Origin of the sequence: uncultured Salinibacterium sp., assembly GCF_963974405.1 — a bacterium.
Lineage (GTDB): Bacteria > Actinomycetota > Actinomycetes > Actinomycetales > Microbacteriaceae > Rhodoglobus.
Genome location: NZ_CAXBBH010000001.1, coordinates 68484 through 90032, shown reverse-complemented (window position 1 = coordinate 90032; position 21549 = coordinate 68484). Strand labels below are relative to the sequence as shown.

The following is a 21549-nucleotide window of genomic DNA, read 5'->3' as shown; positions in this document are numbered from 1 at the left end:
GGTTATTCAACTTGTTACGCCGGGCCAGTATGCTGGCGGCCATATTGTCGGCCGAGTCAGAAAGGGCACCCCATGGCGCGCTGGCCTGTCTTGCCCCGTGAAAGCGAGAGGGATGCTGTGCTTGCGGCGCTTCGCGGCCCCCGCCCGAGGTCGGTCATGTTGCGCGGTCCGAGTGGGGTCGGTAAGACCACTTTGGGCGCCCACATTTCGCTCGCTTTGCGCGCCGATGGGCGCTCCGTTGTTCCTGTCATAGGTCTCGCAGAGCTCGTGGATGTTCCGCTCGGCGCCCTCGCGCCGGTCTTAGCGAGCTCGGGTAGGCACGACCTCGAGAGCGTGAGTGACCGCGTGCAAGCCCTCGTGGCGGTTGTCGGCGAGAACCCGCAGCGATTCGTTCTCGTCATCGATGATGCGCCACTTCTCGATGCCGTTTCAGCGAGCGTGCTTTATCAACTCGTTCGCGTCTTCGGCGTGACGACGTTGCTCACCGCCCGCGACTCCCACGAAGTCTCTGGGCCGCTCGCCCGATTGCTGCACGAGAATCTCATCGACATTGTTGACCTTGAAGGCTTGAGCCTCGAACACAGCCAGTCGATCCTCCAACAGTATTTGGGGGGAACACTGCGCCCCGAGAGCCTGCGTGCACTGTTCGACAGGAGCCGCGGAAACCCACTGATGCTGCGCGAACTGATCTTTGCTGCAGCGCGAGCGGGCGGCATCCGCAGTGGAGATTTCGGGGTCGAGGTGTCAGTGTCGGCGTTGCCCAAGCATGTGCGCGCCACGATTGCCGAGCGCGTGCAGCAACTGACCGTTGAGGAGCGTCGTCTCGCTCAATTGATCGCGATAGCGCAACCGATGCCGCACGCCGCTATTCGAGCAGATGAAGCGGATGCTCTTGCGCACCTCACTGCGGAGAGCGTCGTGGAGGAGACGAAGGACGACGTGACTCCTCGGGTGCGACTTGCGCATCCCCTCTTCGCGGAAGCGCTCACGGCTGAGCTGGCCGGTGCCGAACGTGCTGCCCTCGTGAAAGAAATCGCTGCCCGACTCATGCCGATGGGTGATCAACAATTGCGCTTCACGGCCACAGTGCTTTTGGCGTCGACCGATGCCGAGATCAGCAACGACGACCTCGACTGGGCAGCGAGTTACGCACACGCGGCTGGCGACCATGCGGTGGCGGCATCACTCGCCGAACGTGCGCAAGCGGCGGAGCGCCGCTTTGCGCCCGAACTTGTCTTGGCGAGTGCACTGTCGGCTCTTGCCCAGTCCGAGCGGTCGTCTGCCACCTTTGAGTCAGCGATTTCGCTTGCCAGTGACGACGATCAGCGTGCCATTGCTCTAGCGCGGTGGGGTCAGCATGTCGTCTATCGCCTTTCGCGGCCGGCCGAAGCCGTCGAGCGAGTGGGCGCAGCGCTGCAACAAATGGATGCCCGTGCTCAGGCTGTTCTTCGTCCCGAACTGGCCAAGTGGCAACTCATGACCGGTGATGCTCAAGCCTTGGCCGAGGTCGCGGATCCGGTATCGCCAGATGGCGGACTGGGGGCCGTCAACGCGGGGCTCACGGCTGCGATGATCGCGACGATGGCGGGCAACCCGACAGATGCTTTCGCCGCGATTGAGCAGACCCGTCCGCTCGCCGAAGCCTTCCGCTTCGAAGCACCCTTCGCAGGGGCGCTTCTCGATCTCTCGGAGTTTCTCGCGCTCGTTGCCTCGGGTGAGATTGGGCTCGCCAGCGACTTTGCTGCGCAACGGCGGCTCGATCGTTTCGCTGATTCCGCCGGTGTCTGGTCGTACGCTCTCGCGATTGTGCGGGTGCACGACGGCCGGTTGGGTGAGGCGCACTCGTTGGCTGCTCTTGCAGTTGAGCAATTGAAATGGCGTGACTTTACTGGGCTGCTGGGCACGGCGATCGCTTTGCATGCCACAGTCGAAGCACAATGGGGCGATCCGGCCGCGGCGCGAGAATTGCTTGGTGAGGTCTCTGCCGAGCATGCGAGTGACGCCAAAGTGATCTTGCAACGGGCCGAATGTGAAGCGTGGTTGCTGCATGCCGAAGGTCGCTCCTCGGAGGCCGCCGAGGTGATCGTTGCTGCCGCAACAGAGGGCATCGCTCTCGGCCACTTTCTGCTGAGTGCCCTCACGCTCACTGTCGCGATCCGGGTCGGGCATCCGGAGGCTGCGCGAGAGCAGTTGCAACTGCTGACGCAACTATCGCCGTCGCCGCTGATTGCCCGCATTCGAGAGTGGGGTGACGTTGTGTCGGTCGCGGATGTCGCCCGCCTCTGTCAGCTCGCTCCCACCCTGGTGTCGTCGGGGGTAGCTGCGCTCGCGGTCGATGGCCTTCTCTACGCTGCACGTAGCGCGGCCGCGGCTGGCCAGAGCGAGTTGGAGCGCAAAGCCACCCTTCTCGCACGTCGCCTCGCGGCCGATATGGATCGCGTGCCGGGCGAAGCGAGCGCCGATGAGCTCACCGAGCGGGAATGGACGATCGCCCGTGCCGCTGCTGGCCGCAAACGCAGTCGCGAAATCGGCCAGCAGCTGGGGTTGTCTGTTCGAACTGTCGACAACCATTTGGCTCGCATTTACCGCAAGCTAGGCGTCACAGGGCGGGTCGAGCTCGAAGAGGTGCTTTCTGAGCTGTAATCCGTAGATAGCGGACGCAGGGCTCTATTCGTTGGGGGCGCCGGAAATATTGACCGTCGCGGTGCCTTCTTCGTCGATGCCCCACGTGTACTGCACAGCCCAGGCGTCGCTCACCAGGCTGTAGGCGTAGCTGCCTTCGCCGAGTGACAGCTCAGCGGTCACCTCGTAGCCGTCCGCGACGAACTGTTCGTAGCCGGCCTTTGCCGCAGCCTCATTCGCTACGACGACGGTCGCGGTGTAGGTGCCCCCGGCGGAGAGCGAGAACAAGATATTGCCGTCGGGAACGGGGAGCTCACCTGGCCAAGAGTCGGGGAGCGAGACGCTGCTGCCGTCTCCGGAGACATCTACCTCAGCGCCAGTCGCGCCTTCGATAGCGTTCTCCACCGTTCCCTCAATGAGGTTGTCGGTAAAGCTCTCGAGAGGATTGGCGAAGCAACCAGAGAGGGAGACGGTGAGTCCTGCCGCGATGGCGACGGAGATTGCGCCTTTCAGCGCGCGCTGTGAAGTGATCATGCGCCCAGTAAATCGCTCAGCCGTGGGCCAGCGCATGAGTAGAAACTACCTATCTCTCCTTCGGAACCTCAGGTTCAGAAGGGTAACGTGGAAGCATGCCGCTAACAGGAGAGTACGAACCAAGCACCTCGGAGTGGGCCCGCAACCAGGCCGACACTTTTGAAGCAAGCAACGGGCACGAGGGCAACCTCATGCGCGGGATGCCAATCATTGTGTTGACGACGGTGGGTGCCAAGTCCGGCAAGCTGCGCAAGACCGCCCTCATGCGAGTGGAACACGACGGCCGCTATGCCGTTGTTGCTTCGCTTGGCGGGGCTCCGAAGCATCCGGTCTGGTACTACAACATCGTGGCTCACCCGCACGTTGAGTTGCATGATGTCGGTTTCAAGGGCGACTTCATGGCGCGCGAAGTGACCGGTGACGAGAAGGCACTCTGGTGGGAGCGTTCAGTCGCGGCGTACCCCGATTACGAGGACTACCAGGCCAAGACTGATCGCGAGATTCCGGTCTTCGTGTTGGAGCCGCTGAGCTCCTAAATTGCTCGCCGCGTGTCCTGCAATTGGGGTGATACGCGCGCGCGAAAACAGGCGTAGTGTGTCCCGGTGCACAATATCCTCCGCGGTTCGGGGTCTAAGCGAAAGCTGGTTCATCCAGCGCAGCTGACTCTTCTCGGGTTTCTGACTGGTATCGCAGCGGGCACCGCCCTGCTGGCGCTACCTATTTCGCGTACCGGTCCCGGCGGTGCGACTCTCGTCGAAGCGTTCTTCACAGCCGTTTCGGCGATGTGTGTGACTGGCCACGTCATTGTTGACACTCCCACCTACTGGACAGGCTTCGGTCAGGTCGTGATCATGGTGCTCATCCAAGTGGGTGGCTTCGGAGTCATGACCTTTGCCTCGATCATCGGTATCGCGGTGGTTCGCCGTCTCTCGCTTCGCTCGCGAATCACGGCCGCCGCCGAGACGAAGAGCGTTGGCTTTGGCGATGTGCGCTCGCTGATTCTCGGTGTGCTCAAGATTTCGCTCATCATCGAGGGCGTTGGCGCGCTCATCCTCTTTTTCTGGTTTCTGCTGCGCTACGGCTACAGCGTGGGAGATGCCGCTTGGTTCGCTGTTTTTCACGCCGTGTCCTCATTCAACAACGCAGGATTCGCGCTCTTCAGCAACAGCATGATGTCGTTCGTTGACGATCCGGTTGTCTCGCTCACCCTCTGTGCCGAAATCATCCTGGGCGGTTTAGGCTTCCCCGTGATCGTTCAACTGTTGAGGTATGGCGGCAACCGACTCAAGTGGAGCATGAACACGCGCATCGTGGTCGCGGCAACGCCATTGCTGCTCGTGGCGGGTGCCGTCTACATCACTCTGATCGAGTGGAACAACCCCGCCACTCTCGGCCCGCTCGACTGGCACGCCAAACTCCTCGCTGGCTTCTTCCAATCGGTGCAAACCCGCACCGCCGGCTTCAACAGCATCGATATCGGTGCCATGAGTGAGGCGAGCCAATTCGGGATGACCGCCCTCATGTTTGTGGGTGGTGGCCCGGCAGGCACTGCCGGTGGCATCAAGATCACCACCTTCGCGGTGCTGTTCTTCATCCTCCTGGCAGAAGTGCGCGGAGACGGCGTCGTGAACGTTTTCGGCAAGCGACTGTCGCGCGCGGTGCACCGCCAAGCGATCGCGGTGGTCTTGTTATCGGTGGCGGTTGTGGCGTCATCCACCGTGGTCATCATGCTGCTCTCGGGTTTGCCGCTGAGTCCGGTGCTGTTTGAGACCGTTTCGGCGTTCGGCACTGTCGGTCTGTCGGAGGGCATCACTCCCGAGCTGCCGGTGGCGGCGCAACTGATTTTGGCCGTGCTGATGTTTGTGGGTCGCCTTGGCCCGATTGGTTTTGCTACCGCGCTTGCGCTTCGTGAGCGCGCCGTCCTCTACGAACTTCCCAAAGAAAGGCCGATCATTGGCTAAATTGCGCATGTTCTCTGGTCCGGATGTCTCTACCGTGGCCGCAGCAGACTCTGTTGCGGTTATCGGGTTGGGCCGTTTCGGTCGCGCTCTCGCTCTGGAACTTATGGCGAATGGCACTGAGGTGCTCGGCATCGACTCTGACGAGTCGATTGTCCAAGAGCTCAACGGTCAGCTGACTCATGTGGTTGCTGCCGATTCGACTCGGGAAGAGGTGCTGCAGCAGTTGGCGGTGCCCGAGTTCGACCGCGTCGTTGTGGCGATTGGTAGTGACATTCAGGCGAGCATCCTGACGACATCCTTGCTGCTGCGCTTCGATGTGGCGCACGTGTGGGCAAAAGCGGTAAGCGATGCGCACGGCACAATCCTGGAGCAGCTTGGCGTGAGTCATGTTATTTATCCCGAGAAGGAGATGGGGCGCCGCGTCGCCCACCTTGTGCGTGGGTCGATGCAGGACTACCTCGAGATTGGCGATGACTTTTCTCTCGTCAAGATGGCACCGCCGCTGGCCATCATTGGCAAGACTCTTGGCGAATCACGCGTGCGTTCCACCGCGGGCGTCACGATCACGGCCGTTCGCCCGCATGGCGGCGCCTGGACCTACACCGACGAGAAAACTGTCATTGCCGCAGACGACACCATTCTGGTCTCCGGCCCGACCACGCGCGCGGAAGCCTTTAGCTTGCGCCGTTAACAGCGGGACGAGCGCTTGCGCCGTTAGCGCCGGACGAGTGCCTGCGCCGCTAGCGCAATGAGCTCAACCAGATTTCACACAGCGACTGCCACGCTTCGGCGGGGGTTCCGTTGGCGAGCCCGAGCCCGTGCTTGCCGTCAGAGAATATGTGAAGTTCGTGCCGCACTCGGGCTGCCGCGAGAGCGGCAGCGAGCGGGTATGAATGAGCTTCTACCGGAACGGGCTTGTCTGCAGCCGTGTGCCAGATAAACATCGGGGGCGTAGCAGGGGTGACCAGCAAATCTAGCGAGGTGTCTTCGCGCAGAAATTGGTTGGCATCCAGCCCGATGAGGTTCTCGCGAGACTCTGCATGTGTTTCGCCGGTCATCGTGACAACGGGGTAGCCGAGCACGGCAAAATCGGGCCGCTCTTCGGGCTTCGCGAGGGGCGCAACGGCGGCGTGGCCGGCCAAATGACCGCCCGCGGAAAAGCCTAAAACGCCAACCAGAGGAGCCCCTAGCGCACGTTCTTTCGCAATTTCAGACTGAATTGCCAGCAAAGGGGCGGGATGCTTCGTGCCAACGGGGTATTCAACGACGCGAGAATTCCACCCGATCGAACGCAACCACTCAGCAACGGGCTTGCCTTCGTGGGGTGCGAGGCGTGAATACCCTCCACCGGGGAGAACAAGAATCGTGGGGAGGTGTGCAGCCATTGCTTAACTGTAAATTGTGCGCGACATTCTGGCTGAATCAACCCACTTCCGCGCAGAAATTGGTTAACCCGCATAGTGTCTGTACATGGCAGATTTGTTTGACGGATACACATCAAGCGCCTCCAAACGCACCGGACCAGCCGCGTGGGATGAGATGTTCTCTGCCGATAGCGAGATACGTCGCCCCTACCGCGAGATCCATGACGCGTTGGCGCAAATGACGCAGGAAGAGCTGCGCGGACGTACTGAAGCGCTCGCAGACAGCTACCTCGCCCAAGGCGTTACTTTCGACTTCGCTGGCGAAGAGAGGCCTTTTCCTCTTGATGCTGTTCCGCGAGTTATTGACCTCTCTGAGTGGAAACAGGTCGAGTCGGGCATCAAGCAGCGTGTGCGAGCGCTCGAAGCGTTCCTCGCCGACATTTATGGGCCACAGAATGCCATCAAAGATGGTGTGATTCCGGCCCGCATGATCACCTCATCCAGTCACTTCCATCGTCAGGCGGCGGGCATCGACCCGGCTAATGGTGTGCGTATTCAGGTCAGCGGTATCGACCTCATCCGCGACGAAGTGGGTGCGTGGCGCGTTCTCGAAGATAACGTGCGCGTGCCCAGTGGTGTCAGCTACGTGATCTCGAACCGTCGAGTGATGGCGCAGACTCTTCCCGAGTTGTTTGTCTCGATGCGCGTTCGCCCCGTTGGCGACTACCCGCACAAGCTGCTGCAGGCGCTGCGTGCTAGTGCGCCGGGTGGAGTGGATGAACCCAACGTTGTTGTGCTCACTCCCGGTGTCTACAACTCGGCGTACTTCGAACACACGCTGCTCGCGCGTCTCATGGGTGTTGAGCTCGTCGAGGGCCGTGACCTTTTCTGCTCTGGTGGACGGGTCTGGATGCGCACGACAGCCGGTCCCACTCGGGTCGACGTGATCTACCGCCGTGTTGACGACGAGTTCCTCGATCCGCTGCAGTTCCGTGCCGATTCCATGTTGGGCAGCCCGGGCATGATGCTCGCGGCTCGCCTCGGAAACGTGACGATTGCCAATGCTGTCGGAAACGGTGTGGCCGACGACAAGCTTGTGTACACCTACTTGCCCGATCTCATTGACTACTACCTCGGCGAAAAGGCGATTATCCCTAACGTTGATACCTGGAGGCTCGAAGATCCGGGCGCGCTCGAAGAAGTGCTTGACCGGCTCGATGAGCTCGTGATTAAGCCGGTGGATGGTTCCGGCGGTAAGGGCCTCGTGATCGGCCCGGCGGCAACCAAGCCAGAGTTGGAGACTCTCCGCAAGCAGTTGCTCAAAGACCCGCGAGGGTGGATCGCGCAACCAGTGGTGCAGCTCTCGACGATCCCCACGGTTATCGACGACGGGATGCGGCCGCGTCACGCCGACTTGCGCCCGTTCGCCGTCAATGACGGAAACGATGTCTGGGTTCTCCCTGGTGGCCTTACTCGAGTGGCGCTGCCCGAAGGTCAGCTTGTCGTTAACAGTTCTCAAGGTGGTGGCTCGAAAGACACGTGGGTTGTCGGTCGCGAGAAGATCGAAGAGTCCGAGGCAACCGTTCAGGGCCTTGTCGAACGGCAAGCAGACACGGAAGCTATCACGGTCATCACTCCCGAGATGCTGCTCGAAGCGAGTGCTCACGAAGATCACGCTGAAGATCACGACAGCACGCGAACGCTCACTCAGAGACAACGTCAAGAAGAGCAGCAACAGCAGAATGTCGACATCGAGGGAGGTCAATCATGCTGAGCCGCATCGCAGAATCGCTGTTCTGGATCGGTCGCTACATTGAGCGTGCCGACGGTACCGCGCGCATCCTCGACGTGCACCTTCAGTTGCTGCTCGAAGACCCGTGGATTGAAGAGGATGATGCGTGCCGCGCCCTTTTGAGCGTCATGGGTAGCGAGGCTCCCCCTGATGCCACTCTGACTCGCGGTGATGTTTTGTCGATCCTTGCGGTCGACCGCACGGAGCCTGCGTCGATTGCCTATTCGCTGGGTGCCGCTCGCGAGAACGCTCGTCGTGCCCGCGAGATTGTGTCGACCGAGTTGTGGGAGTGCCTCAACACCACGCAGACCCGGATGCCGCGCAGAATTTCTGGAGATAAGGTTTCTGACTTCTTCTCCTGGGTTCGTGAGCGCTCCGCTCTCGCGGTGGGCATTGTCGAGTCGGCGACGAGCCGGGATGAGGCGTGGCAGTTCTTCACGCTGGGTCGCAGTCTTGAGCGCGCAGACATGACGGCGCGACTTCTCGCCACGCGAAGCCTCACCGAGGCGAGTGGTCCGTCGTGGACGACAATTCTGCGTTCTTGTGGCGCCTTCGAGCCGTACTTGCGCACCTACCGTGGCGTGCCGAGCGCGAGCAACGCTGCCGAGTTCTTGCTGTTGGACCGCTTGTTTCCGCGCAGCATCCTCTTCTCGGTGTCGCGTGCAGAAGATTGCATGCGTGAGCTTGAGCCTCGTCGCATGAATCGCGTCGGCGTGAACGATGATGCTCAGCGGCTTCTGGGCAAGATTCGCAGCGAGTTGGAGTATCGGCCGATTGCCGAAATTTTGGATGACCTGCCCCACCACATGGATCGGGTGCAGGCAGCAACGAGTGCGGCTTCGGAGGCAGTGCGTCAGCGCTACTTCCCGACGAATGCCGCACCCGAGTGGGTTGGAGAGATCTCATGAAGCGACTCAGGATCGTTCATTCCACAGGGTTCAGCTATGGCGGCGAGGTTACGGCGTCGTACAACGAGGCCCGGATGTTGCCCGCCAGTGTCGAGAGCCAGCTTGTGCTGTTCTCGAACCTTGACATCCTTCCGCTCTCTAGCCAGAGCAACTATGTCGACTATTGGGGTTCTCGCGTTGCCTCGTTTGAGGTGTTGACGGGTCACAAAGAGCTGTCGTTGACCGCTACGAGCTTGGTTGAGGTTCACGAGCGTGAACATGTCTCGGAGTGCATGAGCTGGGCTGAACTTGAGGTGGCCGCTGAGTTGTCGATGGATGCCGTCGAGAACCTGAGCCAGACGCGGCGCACTGAACCGCCAGCCGAGGTTGTTGCTCTCGCGAAAGATATTGCAGCGAAGTCGGATGACGCGTGCGAGAGCGCCCTCGAAATCTCGAAGGCGATCGGTAATGCCATCCAGTACATGAGCGGTGTCACGGGAGTGGCGACGACTGCGGCGGAGGCCTGGGCCGGAGGCAAGGGTGTCTGCCAAGACATCGCTCACCTCGCGCTTGGTGCTTTGCGTTCGGTCGGTATCCCTGCCCGCTATGTTTCTGGTTATCTTCACCCGAAACCGGATGCCGCTATCGGTGAGACCGTCACGGGTGAGTCCCATGCGTGGCTTGAGTGGTTCTGCAACGGGCAGTGGCGTGGCTACGACCCTACGAACCTCATCGATATCGGAGACCGTCACGTCTTGGTCGGTCGCGGTCGTGACTACAACGACGTGCCTCCGCTTCGTGGGGTGTACGCGGGGCCGTTTGGCTCGAAGCTGTTCGTGAGTGTGGAGATTACCCGCGAGGCTTAACTCGTGCGTCGAGTGGTGGTCTCCACGATCGCAATTTCTTGAGTCGCGAGCTCACGCTCTTCTTCAGGCGTGGGCTCGGGTGGGAAGCGCAAGCGCAGTCGGAAGCGACTTTCGGGTACGCGACCGACGCGCATTCCGCGACTGTAGACGAGCCAGGTGATGGCGAATGCTGCAGCGAGCAGGCCCGAGAGCGATCCGATGCCGAGCGCCCAGCGGGCACCGAGTTCGTTGGCTGCCCAGCCCACGATGGGGGCGCCGATAGGGGTGCCGCCGGCGAAGATCGCGAGGTAGAGCGCCATGACGCGGCCGCGCATGATGGGCGTGGTTGAGGTCTGAACGTAGGCATTGGCTGTCGTCATCATGGTCAGCGATGAGACGCCGACGATCGTGAGAGCGGCTCCAAAGGTCCAGTAGCTGGGGGCGAGCGCGGCGAGCAGGCACGCAACGCCAAAGAAGATGGCACCGATGACGACGACGCCAAGTCGCGCGCGCTCGCGGCGAGCGGCCAGAAGAGAGCCAACAATGGCTCCGACAGCCATCATCGAGGAGAGTAGCCCAAATTCTGCGGCTCCCTTGCCGAATTCGGCGGTGGCCATGGTGGAGATGAAGACGGGGAAGTTGAAGCCGAAGGTTCCGACGAGAAAGACCATGACGAGCACGATCAGGATGTCGGGTCGATTGCGAACGTAGCGCAGCCCATCTCGAATTTGGCCTTTAGCACGCCCGAGTTTGGCCACCGGGTAGAGCTGGCTGCGGCGGATGAACCACAGCGAGGCGAGCACGCCCGCGAAGGAGGCCGCGTTCACGAGGAACACGGGGCCCGAGCCAATCGCAGCGACGAGCACGCCAGCGATCGCGGGCCCAATAAGGCGGGCGCTCTGGAACGACATCGAGTTGAGGGCCACCGCGTTGGGCAGATCTTTGTCGCTAACAAGCTCCGACACAAAGGCCTGGCGAACGGGTGCGTCAATCGCCGTCGCGACACCAAGAAGTAGCGCGAAGACGTAAACGTGCCACAGCTCGACGTAACCCGAGACCACGAGGATGCCGAGCCCAAGCGCGAGAACGAACTGACTGAACTGTGTCCAGAGCAGCACAACGCGACGGTCGAAGCGATCGGCAATGATTCCGGCGACGGGCATCAGCAGCAGGAGCGGACCGAACTGCAGGGCCATCGTGAAACCTAGAGCGGCGGCATCGTGGTCGGTCAGTTCGGTAAGAACGATCCAGTCCTGGGCGGTGCGCTGCATCCACGCGCCAGTGTTGGAGACGATCGCGCCAATGGTCCAGAGCCGGTAGTTGAAGAAGCGAAGCGAGCGAAACATTGCGCTCACGAATTGGCCAACTTCAACAGCACTGGAATGGCTGCATGGAGGGCGTCGTGCTCTTCAGCACTGAGGGTCGAAAGTTCAGCGGCAAACCACTCGGCGCGGCGCTGGCGCGTTTTGTCGACAAGCTCGATTCCGGCATCCGTGGCTTCGATAAGTACTTTGCGGCCGTCGTCTGGCGAGCTGGAGCGCGTGATGAGGCCTTCGTCGCTGAGGCAATTGACGGTGCGATTCATCGAGGGCGGGGTGACTCGTTCGTGCTCGGCGAGAGCGGCGAGCGTGCTGCTGCCGTAGTGACTGAGCACGTAAAGCACGGAGAGTTGGCTGTCGCTAAGAGTGTCGTCGTGGCGTTGCTGCCGGATGCGACGAGCGATGCGCATGAGGGCGATTCTGAGTTCGTCGTCTAGTTTGTCGGGCATTTTCATTAGTCTAGCAAATTAGGTTTGCTAACTAAACGGCGGTGCGAGCCACACTCACCCATTCTTCTCCCGAGTTCGCCGCCGTAGAATGGAACGAGCAAGGAGGCCCCAATGCCCACGTTTACGGCGCCACGAACTGACCACTCCTACACTGACGCGCACGGAGTGACGATTCACTACTACGTCTGGGAGTCACCCAAAGCGCACGCCGTGCTTCAGCTCACCCACGGTCTAGGCGATCACGCCCGTCGCTACGAGCACGTCGCGCAAGCGCTCGTCGCCGCCGGCTACACGGTGTATGCCGACGACCACCGCGGCCACGGTGCCACGGGTCTCGAGCAGGCTGCGGGCGATGCCAGCAAACTGGGCAAGCTCGGCAAGGGCGGTCTGCGGGCGGCAACCGAGAACATCCGTGAGCTTTCGGCCATCATCCGTCGTGAACATCCCGATCTTCCTCTCGCGCTGCTCGGCCACTCGTGGGGTTCACTCATGGTGCAAGACGTGCTCAACAAGCACTCCAACGAATACGAAGTCGCTATCCTCACCGGCACAGCGCACCGCACTCTCACCCACATGAACAGTGGCGATCTCAACGCCAAGCACAAAGCTCTCGGCACCACCGGGTACGAATGGCTCAGTCGCGACCCGCAGGTTGCCGATGACTTCGTAAATGACCCGCTGACGTTCTATGCGGATGCCCTCAAACTCTTCGGCCCCGCCGATGGATTGCGCCTGATGGGTCGCCCAGCCAAGAACTTCGCTCGCGACATCCCGCTACTCATCATGATCGGCGACGAAGATTCGCTCGGCGGAGAAGCAAGCATTGAGGCGCTCGCGGCAGACTATGTCACTCGTTCCAAACTCACCGATATCGAAGCGATCGTGTACCCGGGGGCGCGGCACGAGATTTTCAACGAGACCAATAAAGACGAAGTGATTGCCGACCTCGTGGGGTGGCTCGATGCGCGACTCAAGCCCGTGCATCCGGGTGCGCCCCTTCCTGAGGCAGCAAAGCCCGAATAAATGGCATCGATCTTTACCGAGATTTTGAACGGTCGCTCGCCCGGGCGCTTTATCTGGGCGGATGACCGTGTCTTTGCCATTCTCACCATCGAGCCCCGCAAGCCGGGTCACGCGCTCGTGATTCCGCGCATCGAGGTTGATCGGTGGAGTGACCTCGACGAAGAACTTGCGATGCACATCTTTCGCGTCGGGCGACTCATCGGTTTGGCTCAGCGCGATGAATGGGATGCCGATCGTGTCGGCGTCATGTTCGAGGGCTATCGGGTTCCGCACGCGCACTTGCACGTCTGGCCGTCGTGGACCGTCTACGAATACAGCCACACCGGCATCAATCGCGATCCCGGCACCGAGGCGCTCGACGAGGCTTTTCAGCGATTACGGGCGCGGATGATCGACCACGGGCATGGGGAGTTTGTTCCTGGGCTCGACTGGTCAATTCCGCAGGTGAACGCGGCGCATTAGGCTGGATTCAGCACAACTAGACAGGGGTGAGCGATGCACGGCGAATTCAAGGTGCCCGGCGGAAAACTCGTAGTGGTCGATCTCGATGTTGTCGATGACGCCATCACCAACTTTCGCCTCGCTGGTGACTTCTTTCTGGAGCCGGATGAGGCGCTAGAAGACATCAATTCGGCGATCGAAGGGCTGCCAGCCAACTCTGATGCGAAAGCCATCACGAGTGCTGTTCAGCAGTCGCTGCCCGAGGGTGCTGTCATGCTCGGCTTCTCTGCCGAATCTGTGGCCACGGCCATCCGTCGCGCTCTGCAGCGGGCCACGACGTGGAAAGACTATGAGTGGCAGATCGTCTCCGGACCGCCGCTTGAACCGCGCATGCAAATGGCGATGGATCAGGTGCTCGCCGAAGAGGTCGCCTCCGGTCGCCGCAAGCCGACCCTGCGCATCTGGGAGTGGAACAAGCCCGCCGTCGTCATCGGTAGCTTCCAGTCGCTGCGCAACGAGGTTGACCTTGAAAATGCCGAGAAATTTGGGTTCCAGGTCGTGCGCCGAATTTCCGGAGGAGGTGCCATGTTCATGGAAGCCGGCACCGTCATCACGTACTCGATCTACGCCCCCGTTGAACTCGTGCAGGGAATGACCTTTGCCGATTCCTACGCCTTCCTCGATGAGTGGGTCATTATCGCCCTCAAGTCGCTCGGCATCGACGCGAGCTACCAGCCGCTCAACGATATTGCGAGCCCCACCGGCAAGATCGGCGGAGCCGCCCAGAAACGTCTCGGCGCAGGGGCCGTGCTGCACCACGTCACCATGAGCTACGACATGGATGGCGAAAAAATGGTGCAGGTCTTGCGCATCGGTCGCGAGAAAATGAGCGACAAAGGCACGAAGTCGGCGGCCAAGCGCGTTGACCCGCTGCGTAGCCAGACCGGAATGGAGCGCGCCGACATCATCCACACTATGGTCGCGACGTTCCGGGGACTCCATGGCCTCACCGAGAGTGAACTCACGAGTGACGAGATCGCGCGCGCCGAAGAACTCGTTGCCGAAAAGTTTGGCACCGAAGAGTGGTTGCAGCGCGTTCCGTGAACCACACCCTCCGCGGCCTGACTCTGACGCTCACCCTTGCCGCTCTGCTGCTCGGCGGCATTGTGGCATCGGCCGTGCTCGGGCAACTTCCCATCGCTCCCGCCGAAGTGGGCGGGTCGCTCTTGCGGGCGCTTGGCATCCAGAACGAGTGGGCACCGAACGACTCGATTGTGGAATCCACACTGTGGGTCGTACGTTTCCCCCGCATTGCGATGGCCCTGGTCGTGGGCGCTGCACTCGCCGTCGCAGGCGCCGTCATGCAAGCCATTTTTGGAAACCCGCTCGCTGAGCCTGGGGTCGTTGGGGTGTCATCCGGAGCAGCGCTCGGTGCCGCCACCGCAATCGTTGTCGGCGTTGCCGCTCTCGGGGACAGCGCGATCGCACTCTTTGCCTTTGTCGGCGGGTTGCTCGCAACCCTGCTCGTCTACTTTGTCTCGCGCGCGAACGGTCGCACCGAAGTCGTGACCCTTCTGCTCACCGGTATCGCCGTCAACGCTTTCGCTGGCGCAGGTCTTGCCTTCTTGCTCTTTGTTGCCGATTCGGGCAGCCGGGAACAGATTGTCTTCTGGCAACTCGGCTCGCTGAACGGATCGCGGTGGAGTGAAGTTCTCATCGTCACGCTCGTCACCGCCGTCGGACTCACGGCCGCAATTGTGCTTGCGCGCCCCTACGACCTTCTCGCGCTGGGGGAGCGCAACGCGCGGCACCTCGGCGTCAATGTCGAACGGCTCCGCATCGTCTCGATCATCATCGTCGCACTTCTCACGGGTGTTGCGGTGGCGTTCTGCGGCATCATCGCTTTCGTCGGGCTCGTCGTTCCGCACGCTATGCGCATGGTTATTGGTCCCGCCCATCGCTCGCTGATCGTTGCCAGCGCTGTCGGCGGTGGCGTGCTTCTTGTTCTCTCCGACCTACTCGCGCGCTCCGTCGTCGCGGGCGGTGACCTGCCGATCGGATTGCTCACCTCACTCGTCGGTGGCCCCTTCTTCTTCTACCTCTTGTTCCGCCAGCGTCGCCAGAGCGGAGGCTGGGCATGATCAGTGCACGCAATATCGCTGTGCGACTCGGGGGCCGCGCCATCCTCGACGACGTCAGCCTCGACGTCACGCCGGGTGAAGTGCTTGCCCTTGTCGGCCCCAACGGTGCCGGAAAATCGACTCTGCTCTCAGTGTTGAGCGGCGATCGAAAGCCCGACAGCGGCACCGTGACCATCGATGGGCGAGAGCTCGGCAGCATCCGCCACGGTGAACTGGCTCGCTTGCGCGCTGTGCTCACTCAAGAGAACAGTGTGAGCTTCCCTTTCCGAGTCTCGGAGGTTGTCGCGATGGGTCGCAGCCCCTGGGCCCGTTCGCTGGAGAGCCGCGATGATGTTGCCGTCGTTAACGAAGCTCTTGAAGTCACGGATGTCGCGCACCTCGGTGACCGTCGCTACACGACCCTGTCGGGCGGGGAAAAAGCTCGCGTCTCACTCGCGCGAGTTCTCGCCCAGCACACCCCTGTCGTGTTCTTGGATGAGCCAACTGCCGCGCTCGATCTCCGTCACCAAGAAGATGTCATGCGGGTCGCGCGCTCGATGGCCGAAGACGGTCGGGCGGTCGTCGTGGTGCTGCACGACTTAAGTCTCGCCGGTGCCTACTCCGACCGACTGGCCCTTATTGCCCATGGCGCTCTCGACGCGATCGGAACCCCCAGCGAGGTACTCACCGCCGAGCGTGTTGAGCGGGTCTACGGCCTCGCTGTCGAACTCCGCGACGTTGGCGGGCATCCGGTCGTCGTTCCTCGCCGCTGACGTCAGCGAGAGCTTAGCGGCTGAGCAGGTCGCGGTATTCGGGGTTATCCCCGATGAACTTCTTGATGAACTCGCAGCGCGCGACAACACGAGCCTCGCTTTCGGCACGCACCAAATTGAGGGCGCCCCTGGCGAGTTCGTTGGCGAGACCTTGTCCCCGAAACTTGGGGTCAATTTCGGTGTGCACAAAGACGATTTCGTCGTCGCGCAGCCGGTAGTCGGCAAGGCCCGCTTGAACACCGTCTACGAGCAACTCGTAACGGGTCATCGCAGGATCATGGATAACTTCGCTCGCCATAGTGCCAAGCCTACTCGCGGGACACCGTGTGGGGATCAGTTCACCGGCGAGCCTGAGCATGCGCATAGTATCGATGCGTGTCTGAATCTGCTGCCCCGGTTACTGGTGGGTCTCACCGCCGATTGATCATCATTGCTGTCACGGGCCTCGTGCTGATTGTTGTTGCTGTTGTGGTGTCGTTCTTTGTGCTCACCCCCACTCCAGAGCCGGTGGTGACGGCAACCCCGACTCGAACGTCGACACCGACACCGACACCGACTCCAACACCGACGCCGACCCCGACCCCGACTTTTGACAAGACAGCCTTCTCGAACGACGACGCCAGCAGCCTGTGGGTGGTCGCGAACAAACTGCGTCCCCTCAATCCGCAAACGTACGAGCCCAACCTCGTGTTCGTAGACGTGCCATACGTCTATGAGCCCTATTTGACCCCGGATGCCGCGGCCGCCGTCATTGAGATGTTTGCGGCATTCCAAGCCGAGACCGGCCTCCAGATGCAGTCGCAGAGCTCGTATCGAAGCTATTGGTCTCAAGAGAGCGTCTACGCGGGGTGGGTTTCCAGTCTCGGGCAGGAGGCAGCAGACCTCACGAGTGCGCGCCCCGGCCACAGCGAACACCAGACGGGGCTCTCGATCGACGTCAGTGCTCTGCCTGCCAACTGTTCGCTTGAGCAGTGCTTTGGCGACACCCCTCAGGGGCAGTGGCTTGCGGCAAACGGCTGGAAGTACGGCTTTACCGTGCGATACCCGCTGGGCAAGACTGACGTGACCGGCTACGAGTATGAGCCATGGCACATGCGGTATGTCGGCACGGAGCTTGCCGCAGAATTGCACAGCACGGGCATCCAAACTCTTGAAGAGTTCTTTGGACTGCCTGCCGCACCGACCTACGGCTAGCTGTTGGCACTCTAAACTCGTGTCATGACTTCGACGCCCGACCTGAACACTGCGAGCTACAGCTATCTGGGGCCCGCAGGAACCTTTACGGAGGCTGCACTCAAGCAGGTTCCCGAAGCGGTAGGGGCGCACTGGAAGAGCGTCAATAATGTTGGCGAAGCGCTAGACGATGTGACGAGCGGTCGCAGCGTTGCGGCAATGATCGCCATCGAGAATTCGGTCGAGGGTGGGGTCAGCGCCACCCAGGATGCGCTCACGACCGTGCCCAACCTGCGCATCATGGGTGAGTATCTTGTGCCGGTGAACTTCGTTCTTGTCGCGCGCCCGGGAACCACGCTCGCTGACGTCAAGGTCGTCAACGCGCATCCGGTCGCCTACGCTCAAACGCGCCGGTGGATCGATGCCAACCTGCCGAGCCACGGCCACGTGCCAGCTAGCTCAAACGTTGCGGCTGCGGCGACTCTTCTCGACAGTGACCTTGCGGATGCCGCCGTCGCCCCGCCCGGCATCACCGAGCATTACGACCTCGATGTGTTGGCAACCGAGATCGGAAACAACCAGAACGCGGTCACCCGGTTCGTTCTCGTCAGCTCTCGCACGGAGCTGCCAAAGCCGACAGGGGCCGACAAGACGAGCATGATCGTCGAGCTTCCGGACGATAAGCCGGGTCGACTCCTCGAGATGCTCGAACAGTTCGCGACGCGAGGGGTGAACTTGAGCCTCATCGAGTCTCGGCCCATCGGAGACTCCTTGGGGCGCTACCGCTTCGTCATTGATGTTGAAGGGCACATTTTTGACGAGCGAGTTGCCGATGCGCTTCTTGGACTCAAGCGTTTCAGCCCCAACGTCATCTTCTTGGGCAGTTACCCGCGCGCAGACAAGCTCGCCACGACGGTGACGCCGCGCTATGGCAACGACGTTTTTGTAGAAGCTCGCGACTGGTTGCGGGCCATCACGACGAACGAGCCGCCCGCTCGCTAAAGCTGTTCAGTTCTGCGTGCGGATGACTGTGCTGCCGAACCTTACTTGGAGCCGGAGTTCGGCACGCGAACAATGAGCGAACCGGGATCGACCCACGCGTGAACCGACTTAGCGAGACCAAATTCGTCACCATCCAGCTGAAACTCTTCGGGGTTTTCGACGATCATGTTGAGGTCTTTGCCTGTGGCGTACCGAACATCGCGAACGTCTTTCGATAGGTCGATGATGCGGCGCCCGATAGCGCTCTTACGCAGCACGCCGTTCTCCCACGCGATCTTGTTCCAAATGTTGAGCCAGCCGAAACGACCACGCGGCACGAGCGCCGCCATGTCGAGGATGCCGTCATCCGGTTTAGCTTCGGGCATGAGAAGAAGGCCGCCGGGCAGCGCCCCGCAGTTGCCGATGATGACGGTGTGGGCACTGAGCGAACGATTGGGTGCGCCATCCACGCTGTAGCGCAGCTTGACCGGTCGCAGCTCGGGGATCGAACGAGCAATGCCATCGACGTAGGCGAGCCAGCCAACAGCTTTCTTGAGCTTCGTACTCGTGTTCTTGATCATTTTGGCATCGAGACCAAGCCCAGCCATCACTAAGAAGGCGTGCTCTTCGTGATCATCGTTGTCTCGCACGATCTCCACCATGCCCAAATCAATGGTGTGGTCGACGCCGTTGAAAGCGATCTCGACACTTTCAGGAAGATTGCCTGCAGGCAGATCGAGGTTGCGGGCGAGGAGGTTGCCGGTGCCCGCAGGAACCACCGCCATCGCCACTCCGGTGCCGCGAAGGGCCTCTGCAACGGCACGCACCGTGCCGTCACCGCCAGCAGCGATTACGATCGTGGCCCCGCGACGAATGGCACTGCCCGTGACTGCCTGGCCGACATCTTCCTCTGTTGTCGAGAACCACAGCGGAGCCGCCCACTCAGCAGCTTTCGCGGCTGCGTTTACCAACTTCTTGAGCTTGGCAAGGTCGACCTTAATGGGGTTGTAAACAACCGCCACTCGAGGCTTTGTGTTCTTAGTCGTGGGCACAGATAAACGCTACGCCATGAATGGATAGGCTGTACTGGTGATTGACCCCCAAATTCTTCGAGAAAACCCTGACGCCGTGCGGCAATCGCAACTCGCTCGCGGGGCATCCGTTCAGTTGGTTGACGACGCTATTGCTGCCGACCAGAACCGACGCTCGCGCATTGGCGAGTTCGAGGCATTGCGTGCCGAGCAAAACAGCTTCGGCAAGAAGGTCGCTCAGGCACCCTCCGACGAGAAGAAGGCCCTTGTCGCGCAGGCCCAAGAGCTTTCTGCTCAAGTGAAGGCCGCCCAGCAGGCGTCGAGCGAGGCTGAAGCAGAGTTCACTCGCATCGTCGGAGCTCTCGGCAACATCGCAGTCGACGGCGTGCCCGTCGGTGGCGAGGATGACTGGGAGCTTGTGCGCGAGGTCGGCACTCCCGCAGCATTCGATTTCGAACCCCGCGATCACGCCGACATTGGCGAGATGCTTGGGGCGATCGACATCCCGCGCGGAGTAAAGGTCTCGGGCAGCCGCTTCTACTTCCTCAAGGGCGTCGGTGCGCGACTCGAGATCGGCCTCATGAACATGGCTCTTGACCGCGCCATCGCTGGCGACTTCATCCCGCTCATTACTCCCACACTTGTGCGCCCCGAGATGATGGCCGGCACCGGCTTCTTGGGCGAGCACGCCGACGAGATCTACCATTTGCCCGCCGACGACCTGTATCTCACGGGCACGAGTGAGGTCGCGCTCGCGGGCTACCATTCTGACGAGATTCTCGATCTCTCTCAGGGGCCGCTGCGCTATGCCGGATGGTCGACCTGTTACCGTCGCGAAGCCGGGTCTGCGGGCAAAGACAACCGCGGCATCCTGCGGGTGCACCAGTTCAACAAGCTCGAGATGTTCAGCTACGTGTTGCCGGAGAATGCTCAAGAAGAGCACGAGCGGCTGCTGTCGTTCCAAGAGTCCATGTTGCAGGCGTGTGGTCTGAGCTACCGGGTGATCGATGTTGCCGGTGGCGACCTCGGTTCGAGCGCTGCCCGCAAGTACGACATTGAGGCGTGGGTTCCCACTCAAGGCACGTACCGCGAGCTCACATCGACTTCCAACTGCACGACCTATCAGGCACGCAGGCTCGACATTCGGTACCGCACCGAGTCGGGCAAAACGGCCCCGGTCGCAACCCTCAACGGAACCTTGGCTACGACCCGATGGTTGGTTGCCATTCTTGAAACCCACCAACAACCCGATGGTTCGGTGGTAGTGCCAGAAGCGCTGCGCCCTTACCTCGGCGGACTCGAAGTATTGGAGCCAATCGCGTGACAACCGCAGCACGGGATGACCGCTGGATGATCGCACTCGACATCGATGGCACTGTGCTGCTCGAATCGGGCGAAATGAACGACGCCGTCATCGCGGCGGTCGCGAAGGTGCGGGATGCCGGCCACGAAGTGATGCTGGCCACCGGTCGTTCGGTTGCCATGACTCTGCCGATCTTGCACAAGTTGGGGCTCAAGCCCGAGTACGTTGTGTGCTCAAACGGTGCGATCACCCTCAAGCGCGATCCGATGGGCGAGGGCGGCTACTCCCGCGAATTTGTAGAGATGTTTAATCCGAGCGAAGTGCTCAAGAGCATCAAGGACCACCTCGGCTCGGCGAACTATGCGGTTGAGGATGCGACCGGCAAGTTCTTTGTCTACGGAGAGTTCCCTGACGGAGCGCTGGGAGCGGTCAGCGAGAATGTCGCGTTTGAAGAGCTCGTGAAGGTTCAAGCAACTCGCGTCGTCGTGATTTCTCCGCAACACCAGGTTGAAGATTTCCTTGCGGTCGTTGAACGAATGGGTCTGCACAAGGTCAGCTACAACGTCGGTTGGACGGCCTGGCTCGATATTGCCCCTGACGGCGTCAACAAGTCGACGGCGTTAGAGAACGTACGTTCGCGACTGGGCATCCCACGGTCTCGCGTGCTCGCTATGGGCGATGGTCGCAACGACATCGACATGCTTGAGTGGGCAGCCGCGCACGGTCGTGGTGTCGCCATGGGGCAGGCTCCGGATGACGTGCGCGCGGTCGCCAATGAAGTCACCGAAAGTGACGTCAACGACGGTGCCGCACTCGTGCTCGCCGCTTTCGATCCGCGCGCGGTTTAGGCGTCTCTCGCGCCCTTCTAGAGCTCGCTCAGAGCTTCATCGCACACCGTGTGACCTGCATGTTTTTACGCCGCTGCCGCTTA

At 61.2% G+C, this 21549-nt stretch carries 22 protein-coding genes; 16 read left to right on the top strand and 6 right to left on the bottom strand.

What is annotated here, in order from left to right; translation table 11 throughout:
* The first annotated feature begins 72 nt into the window (after positions 1-72).
* Positions 73-2643 carry a LuxR C-terminal-related transcriptional regulator gene (locus AACZ26_RS00440; protein ID WP_339618315.1) on the top strand — a complete coding sequence of 857 codons (2571 nt, stop codon included), beginning with the start codon at positions 73-75 and terminating at the stop codon, positions 2641-2643.
* A 24-nt stretch (positions 2644-2667) separates the two neighbouring features.
* Here the strand turns inward: AACZ26_RS00440 and AACZ26_RS00435 are convergent, their stop codons facing one another.
* Positions 2668-3192 (bottom strand): hypothetical protein, encoded by a 525-nt coding sequence (locus tag AACZ26_RS00435; RefSeq protein WP_339618314.1) that lies wholly within the window; start codon positions 3190-3192, stop codon positions 2668-2670.
* 59 nt (positions 3193-3251) lie between these two features.
* Here AACZ26_RS00435 and AACZ26_RS00430 point away from each other — a divergent pair, with 59 nt between their 5' ends.
* The 3 genes from AACZ26_RS00430 (at position 3252) to AACZ26_RS00420 (ending at position 5808) form a co-directional block, all read left to right on the top strand.
* A complete protein-coding gene (locus AACZ26_RS00430; RefSeq protein ID WP_339618313.1) occupies positions 3252-3692 on the top strand; it encodes a nitroreductase family deazaflavin-dependent oxidoreductase in 441 nt (146 codons plus the stop codon).
* Between the two features lie 66 nt (positions 3693-3758).
* Entirely contained in the window at positions 3759-5117 is a 1359-nt protein-coding gene (locus AACZ26_RS00425) for a potassium transporter TrkG (RefSeq protein WP_339618312.1), read from the top strand.
* Positions 5110-5808 carry a TrkA family potassium uptake protein gene (locus tag AACZ26_RS00420; protein ID WP_339618311.1) on the top strand — a complete coding sequence of 233 codons (699 nt, stop codon included), beginning with the start codon at positions 5110-5112 and terminating at the stop codon, positions 5806-5808. The genes AACZ26_RS00425 and AACZ26_RS00420 overlap by 8 nt, the downstream gene beginning before the upstream one ends.
* 49 nt (positions 5809-5857) lie before the next feature.
* Here AACZ26_RS00420 and AACZ26_RS00415 read toward each other — a convergent pair whose 3' ends face one another.
* Positions 5858-6502 (bottom strand): alpha/beta hydrolase, encoded by a 645-nt coding sequence (locus tag AACZ26_RS00415; RefSeq protein WP_339618310.1) that lies wholly within the window; start codon positions 6500-6502, stop codon positions 5858-5860.
* An 85-nt stretch (positions 6503-6587) separates the two neighbouring features.
* Here AACZ26_RS00415 and AACZ26_RS00410 point away from each other — a divergent pair, with 85 nt between their 5' ends.
* Genes AACZ26_RS00410 through AACZ26_RS00400 form a run of 3 tightly spaced genes read left to right on the top strand, consistent with a single transcriptional unit; the run spans position 6588 to position 10026 of the window.
* Entirely contained in the window at positions 6588-8255 is a 1668-nt protein-coding gene (locus AACZ26_RS00410; protein ID WP_339618309.1) for a circularly permuted type 2 ATP-grasp protein, read from the top strand.
* On the top strand, positions 8249-9181 hold the full coding sequence (locus AACZ26_RS00405) for an alpha-E domain-containing protein (protein ID WP_339618308.1): 933 nt from the start codon (positions 8249-8251) through the stop codon (positions 9179-9181). Before AACZ26_RS00410 ends, AACZ26_RS00405 begins: the two co-directional genes overlap by 7 nt.
* Positions 9178-10026, top strand: a complete 849-nt coding sequence (locus AACZ26_RS00400; protein WP_339618306.1) for a transglutaminase family protein — start codon at positions 9178-9180, stop codon at positions 10024-10026. Before AACZ26_RS00405 ends, AACZ26_RS00400 begins: the two co-directional genes overlap by 4 nt.
* Here AACZ26_RS00400 and AACZ26_RS00395 read toward each other — a convergent pair.
* The gene (locus AACZ26_RS00395; RefSeq protein WP_339618305.1) at positions 10023-11360 is read right to left on the bottom strand and encodes an MFS transporter; all 1338 of its coding nucleotides are present in this window, start codon (positions 11358-11360) and stop codon (positions 10023-10025) included. The two genes, AACZ26_RS00400 and AACZ26_RS00395, sit on opposite strands and share 4 nt — an antisense overlap.
* Positions 11357-11773 (bottom strand): MarR family transcriptional regulator, encoded by a 417-nt coding sequence (locus AACZ26_RS00390; protein WP_339618303.1) that lies wholly within the window; start codon positions 11771-11773, stop codon positions 11357-11359. The genes AACZ26_RS00395 and AACZ26_RS00390 overlap by 4 nt, the downstream gene beginning before the upstream one ends.
* A 111-nt stretch (positions 11774-11884) precedes the next feature.
* Between AACZ26_RS00390 and AACZ26_RS00385 the strand changes: the two genes are divergently transcribed.
* Genes AACZ26_RS00385 through AACZ26_RS00365 form a run of 5 tightly spaced genes read left to right on the top strand, consistent with a single transcriptional unit; the run spans position 11885 to position 16130 of the window.
* Entirely contained in the window at positions 11885-12796 is a 912-nt protein-coding gene (locus AACZ26_RS00385) for an alpha/beta fold hydrolase (RefSeq protein WP_339618302.1), read from the top strand.
* The gene (locus tag AACZ26_RS00380) at positions 12797-13258 is read left to right on the top strand and encodes an HIT family protein (protein WP_339618301.1); all 462 of its coding nucleotides are present in this window, start codon (positions 12797-12799) and stop codon (positions 13256-13258) included.
* Positions 13259-13291: 33 nt separating this feature from the next.
* Positions 13292-14341, top strand: coding sequence for a biotin/lipoate A/B protein ligase family protein (locus tag AACZ26_RS00375; RefSeq protein WP_339618300.1), 1050 nt, complete (start codon positions 13292-13294; stop codon positions 14339-14341).
* Entirely contained in the window at positions 14320-15378 is a 1059-nt protein-coding gene (locus AACZ26_RS00370; RefSeq protein ID WP_339618299.1) for an iron ABC transporter permease, read from the top strand. The genes AACZ26_RS00375 and AACZ26_RS00370 overlap by 22 nt, the downstream gene beginning before the upstream one ends.
* Positions 15375-16130 carry a heme ABC transporter ATP-binding protein gene (locus AACZ26_RS00365; RefSeq protein WP_339618298.1) on the top strand — a complete coding sequence of 252 codons (756 nt, stop codon included), beginning with the start codon at positions 15375-15377 and terminating at the stop codon, positions 16128-16130. The genes AACZ26_RS00370 and AACZ26_RS00365 overlap by 4 nt, the downstream gene beginning before the upstream one ends.
* 13 nt (positions 16131-16143) lie before the next feature.
* On the opposite strand, the gene AACZ26_RS00360 is transcribed toward AACZ26_RS00365, so the two are convergent.
* Positions 16144-16428, bottom strand: coding sequence for a GNAT family N-acetyltransferase (locus tag AACZ26_RS00360; RefSeq protein ID WP_339618297.1), 285 nt, complete (start codon positions 16426-16428; stop codon positions 16144-16146).
* Between the two features lie 77 nt (positions 16429-16505).
* On the opposite strand from AACZ26_RS00360, the gene AACZ26_RS00355 reads away from it, so the two are divergent.
* Both AACZ26_RS00355 and pheA read left to right on the top strand, forming a co-directional pair.
* The gene (locus tag AACZ26_RS00355; RefSeq protein ID WP_339618296.1) at positions 16506-17324 is read left to right on the top strand and encodes a M15 family metallopeptidase; all 819 of its coding nucleotides are present in this window, start codon (positions 16506-16508) and stop codon (positions 17322-17324) included.
* Between the two features lie 24 nt (positions 17325-17348).
* Positions 17349-18305, top strand: coding sequence for a prephenate dehydratase (pheA, locus tag AACZ26_RS00350; RefSeq protein WP_339618295.1), 957 nt, complete (start codon positions 17349-17351; stop codon positions 18303-18305).
* Positions 18306-18346: 41 nt separating this feature from the next.
* Here the strand turns inward: pheA and AACZ26_RS00345 are convergent, their stop codons facing one another.
* Entirely contained in the window at positions 18347-19336 is a 990-nt protein-coding gene (locus AACZ26_RS00345; RefSeq protein ID WP_339618294.1) for a diacylglycerol kinase family protein, read from the bottom strand.
* 37 nt (positions 19337-19373) lie between these two features.
* Between AACZ26_RS00345 and serS the strand changes: the two genes are divergently transcribed.
* Together serS and AACZ26_RS00335 are read left to right on the top strand one after the other, a co-directional pair.
* Positions 19374-20639 carry a serine--tRNA ligase gene (gene serS / locus AACZ26_RS00340; RefSeq protein WP_339618293.1) on the top strand — a complete coding sequence of 422 codons (1266 nt, stop codon included), beginning with the start codon at positions 19374-19376 and terminating at the stop codon, positions 20637-20639.
* On the top strand, positions 20636-21466 hold the full coding sequence (locus tag AACZ26_RS00335; RefSeq protein ID WP_339618292.1) for an HAD-IIB family hydrolase: 831 nt from the start codon (positions 20636-20638) through the stop codon (positions 21464-21466). Before serS ends, AACZ26_RS00335 begins: the two co-directional genes overlap by 4 nt.
* Positions 21467-21549 lie beyond the last annotated feature (83 nt).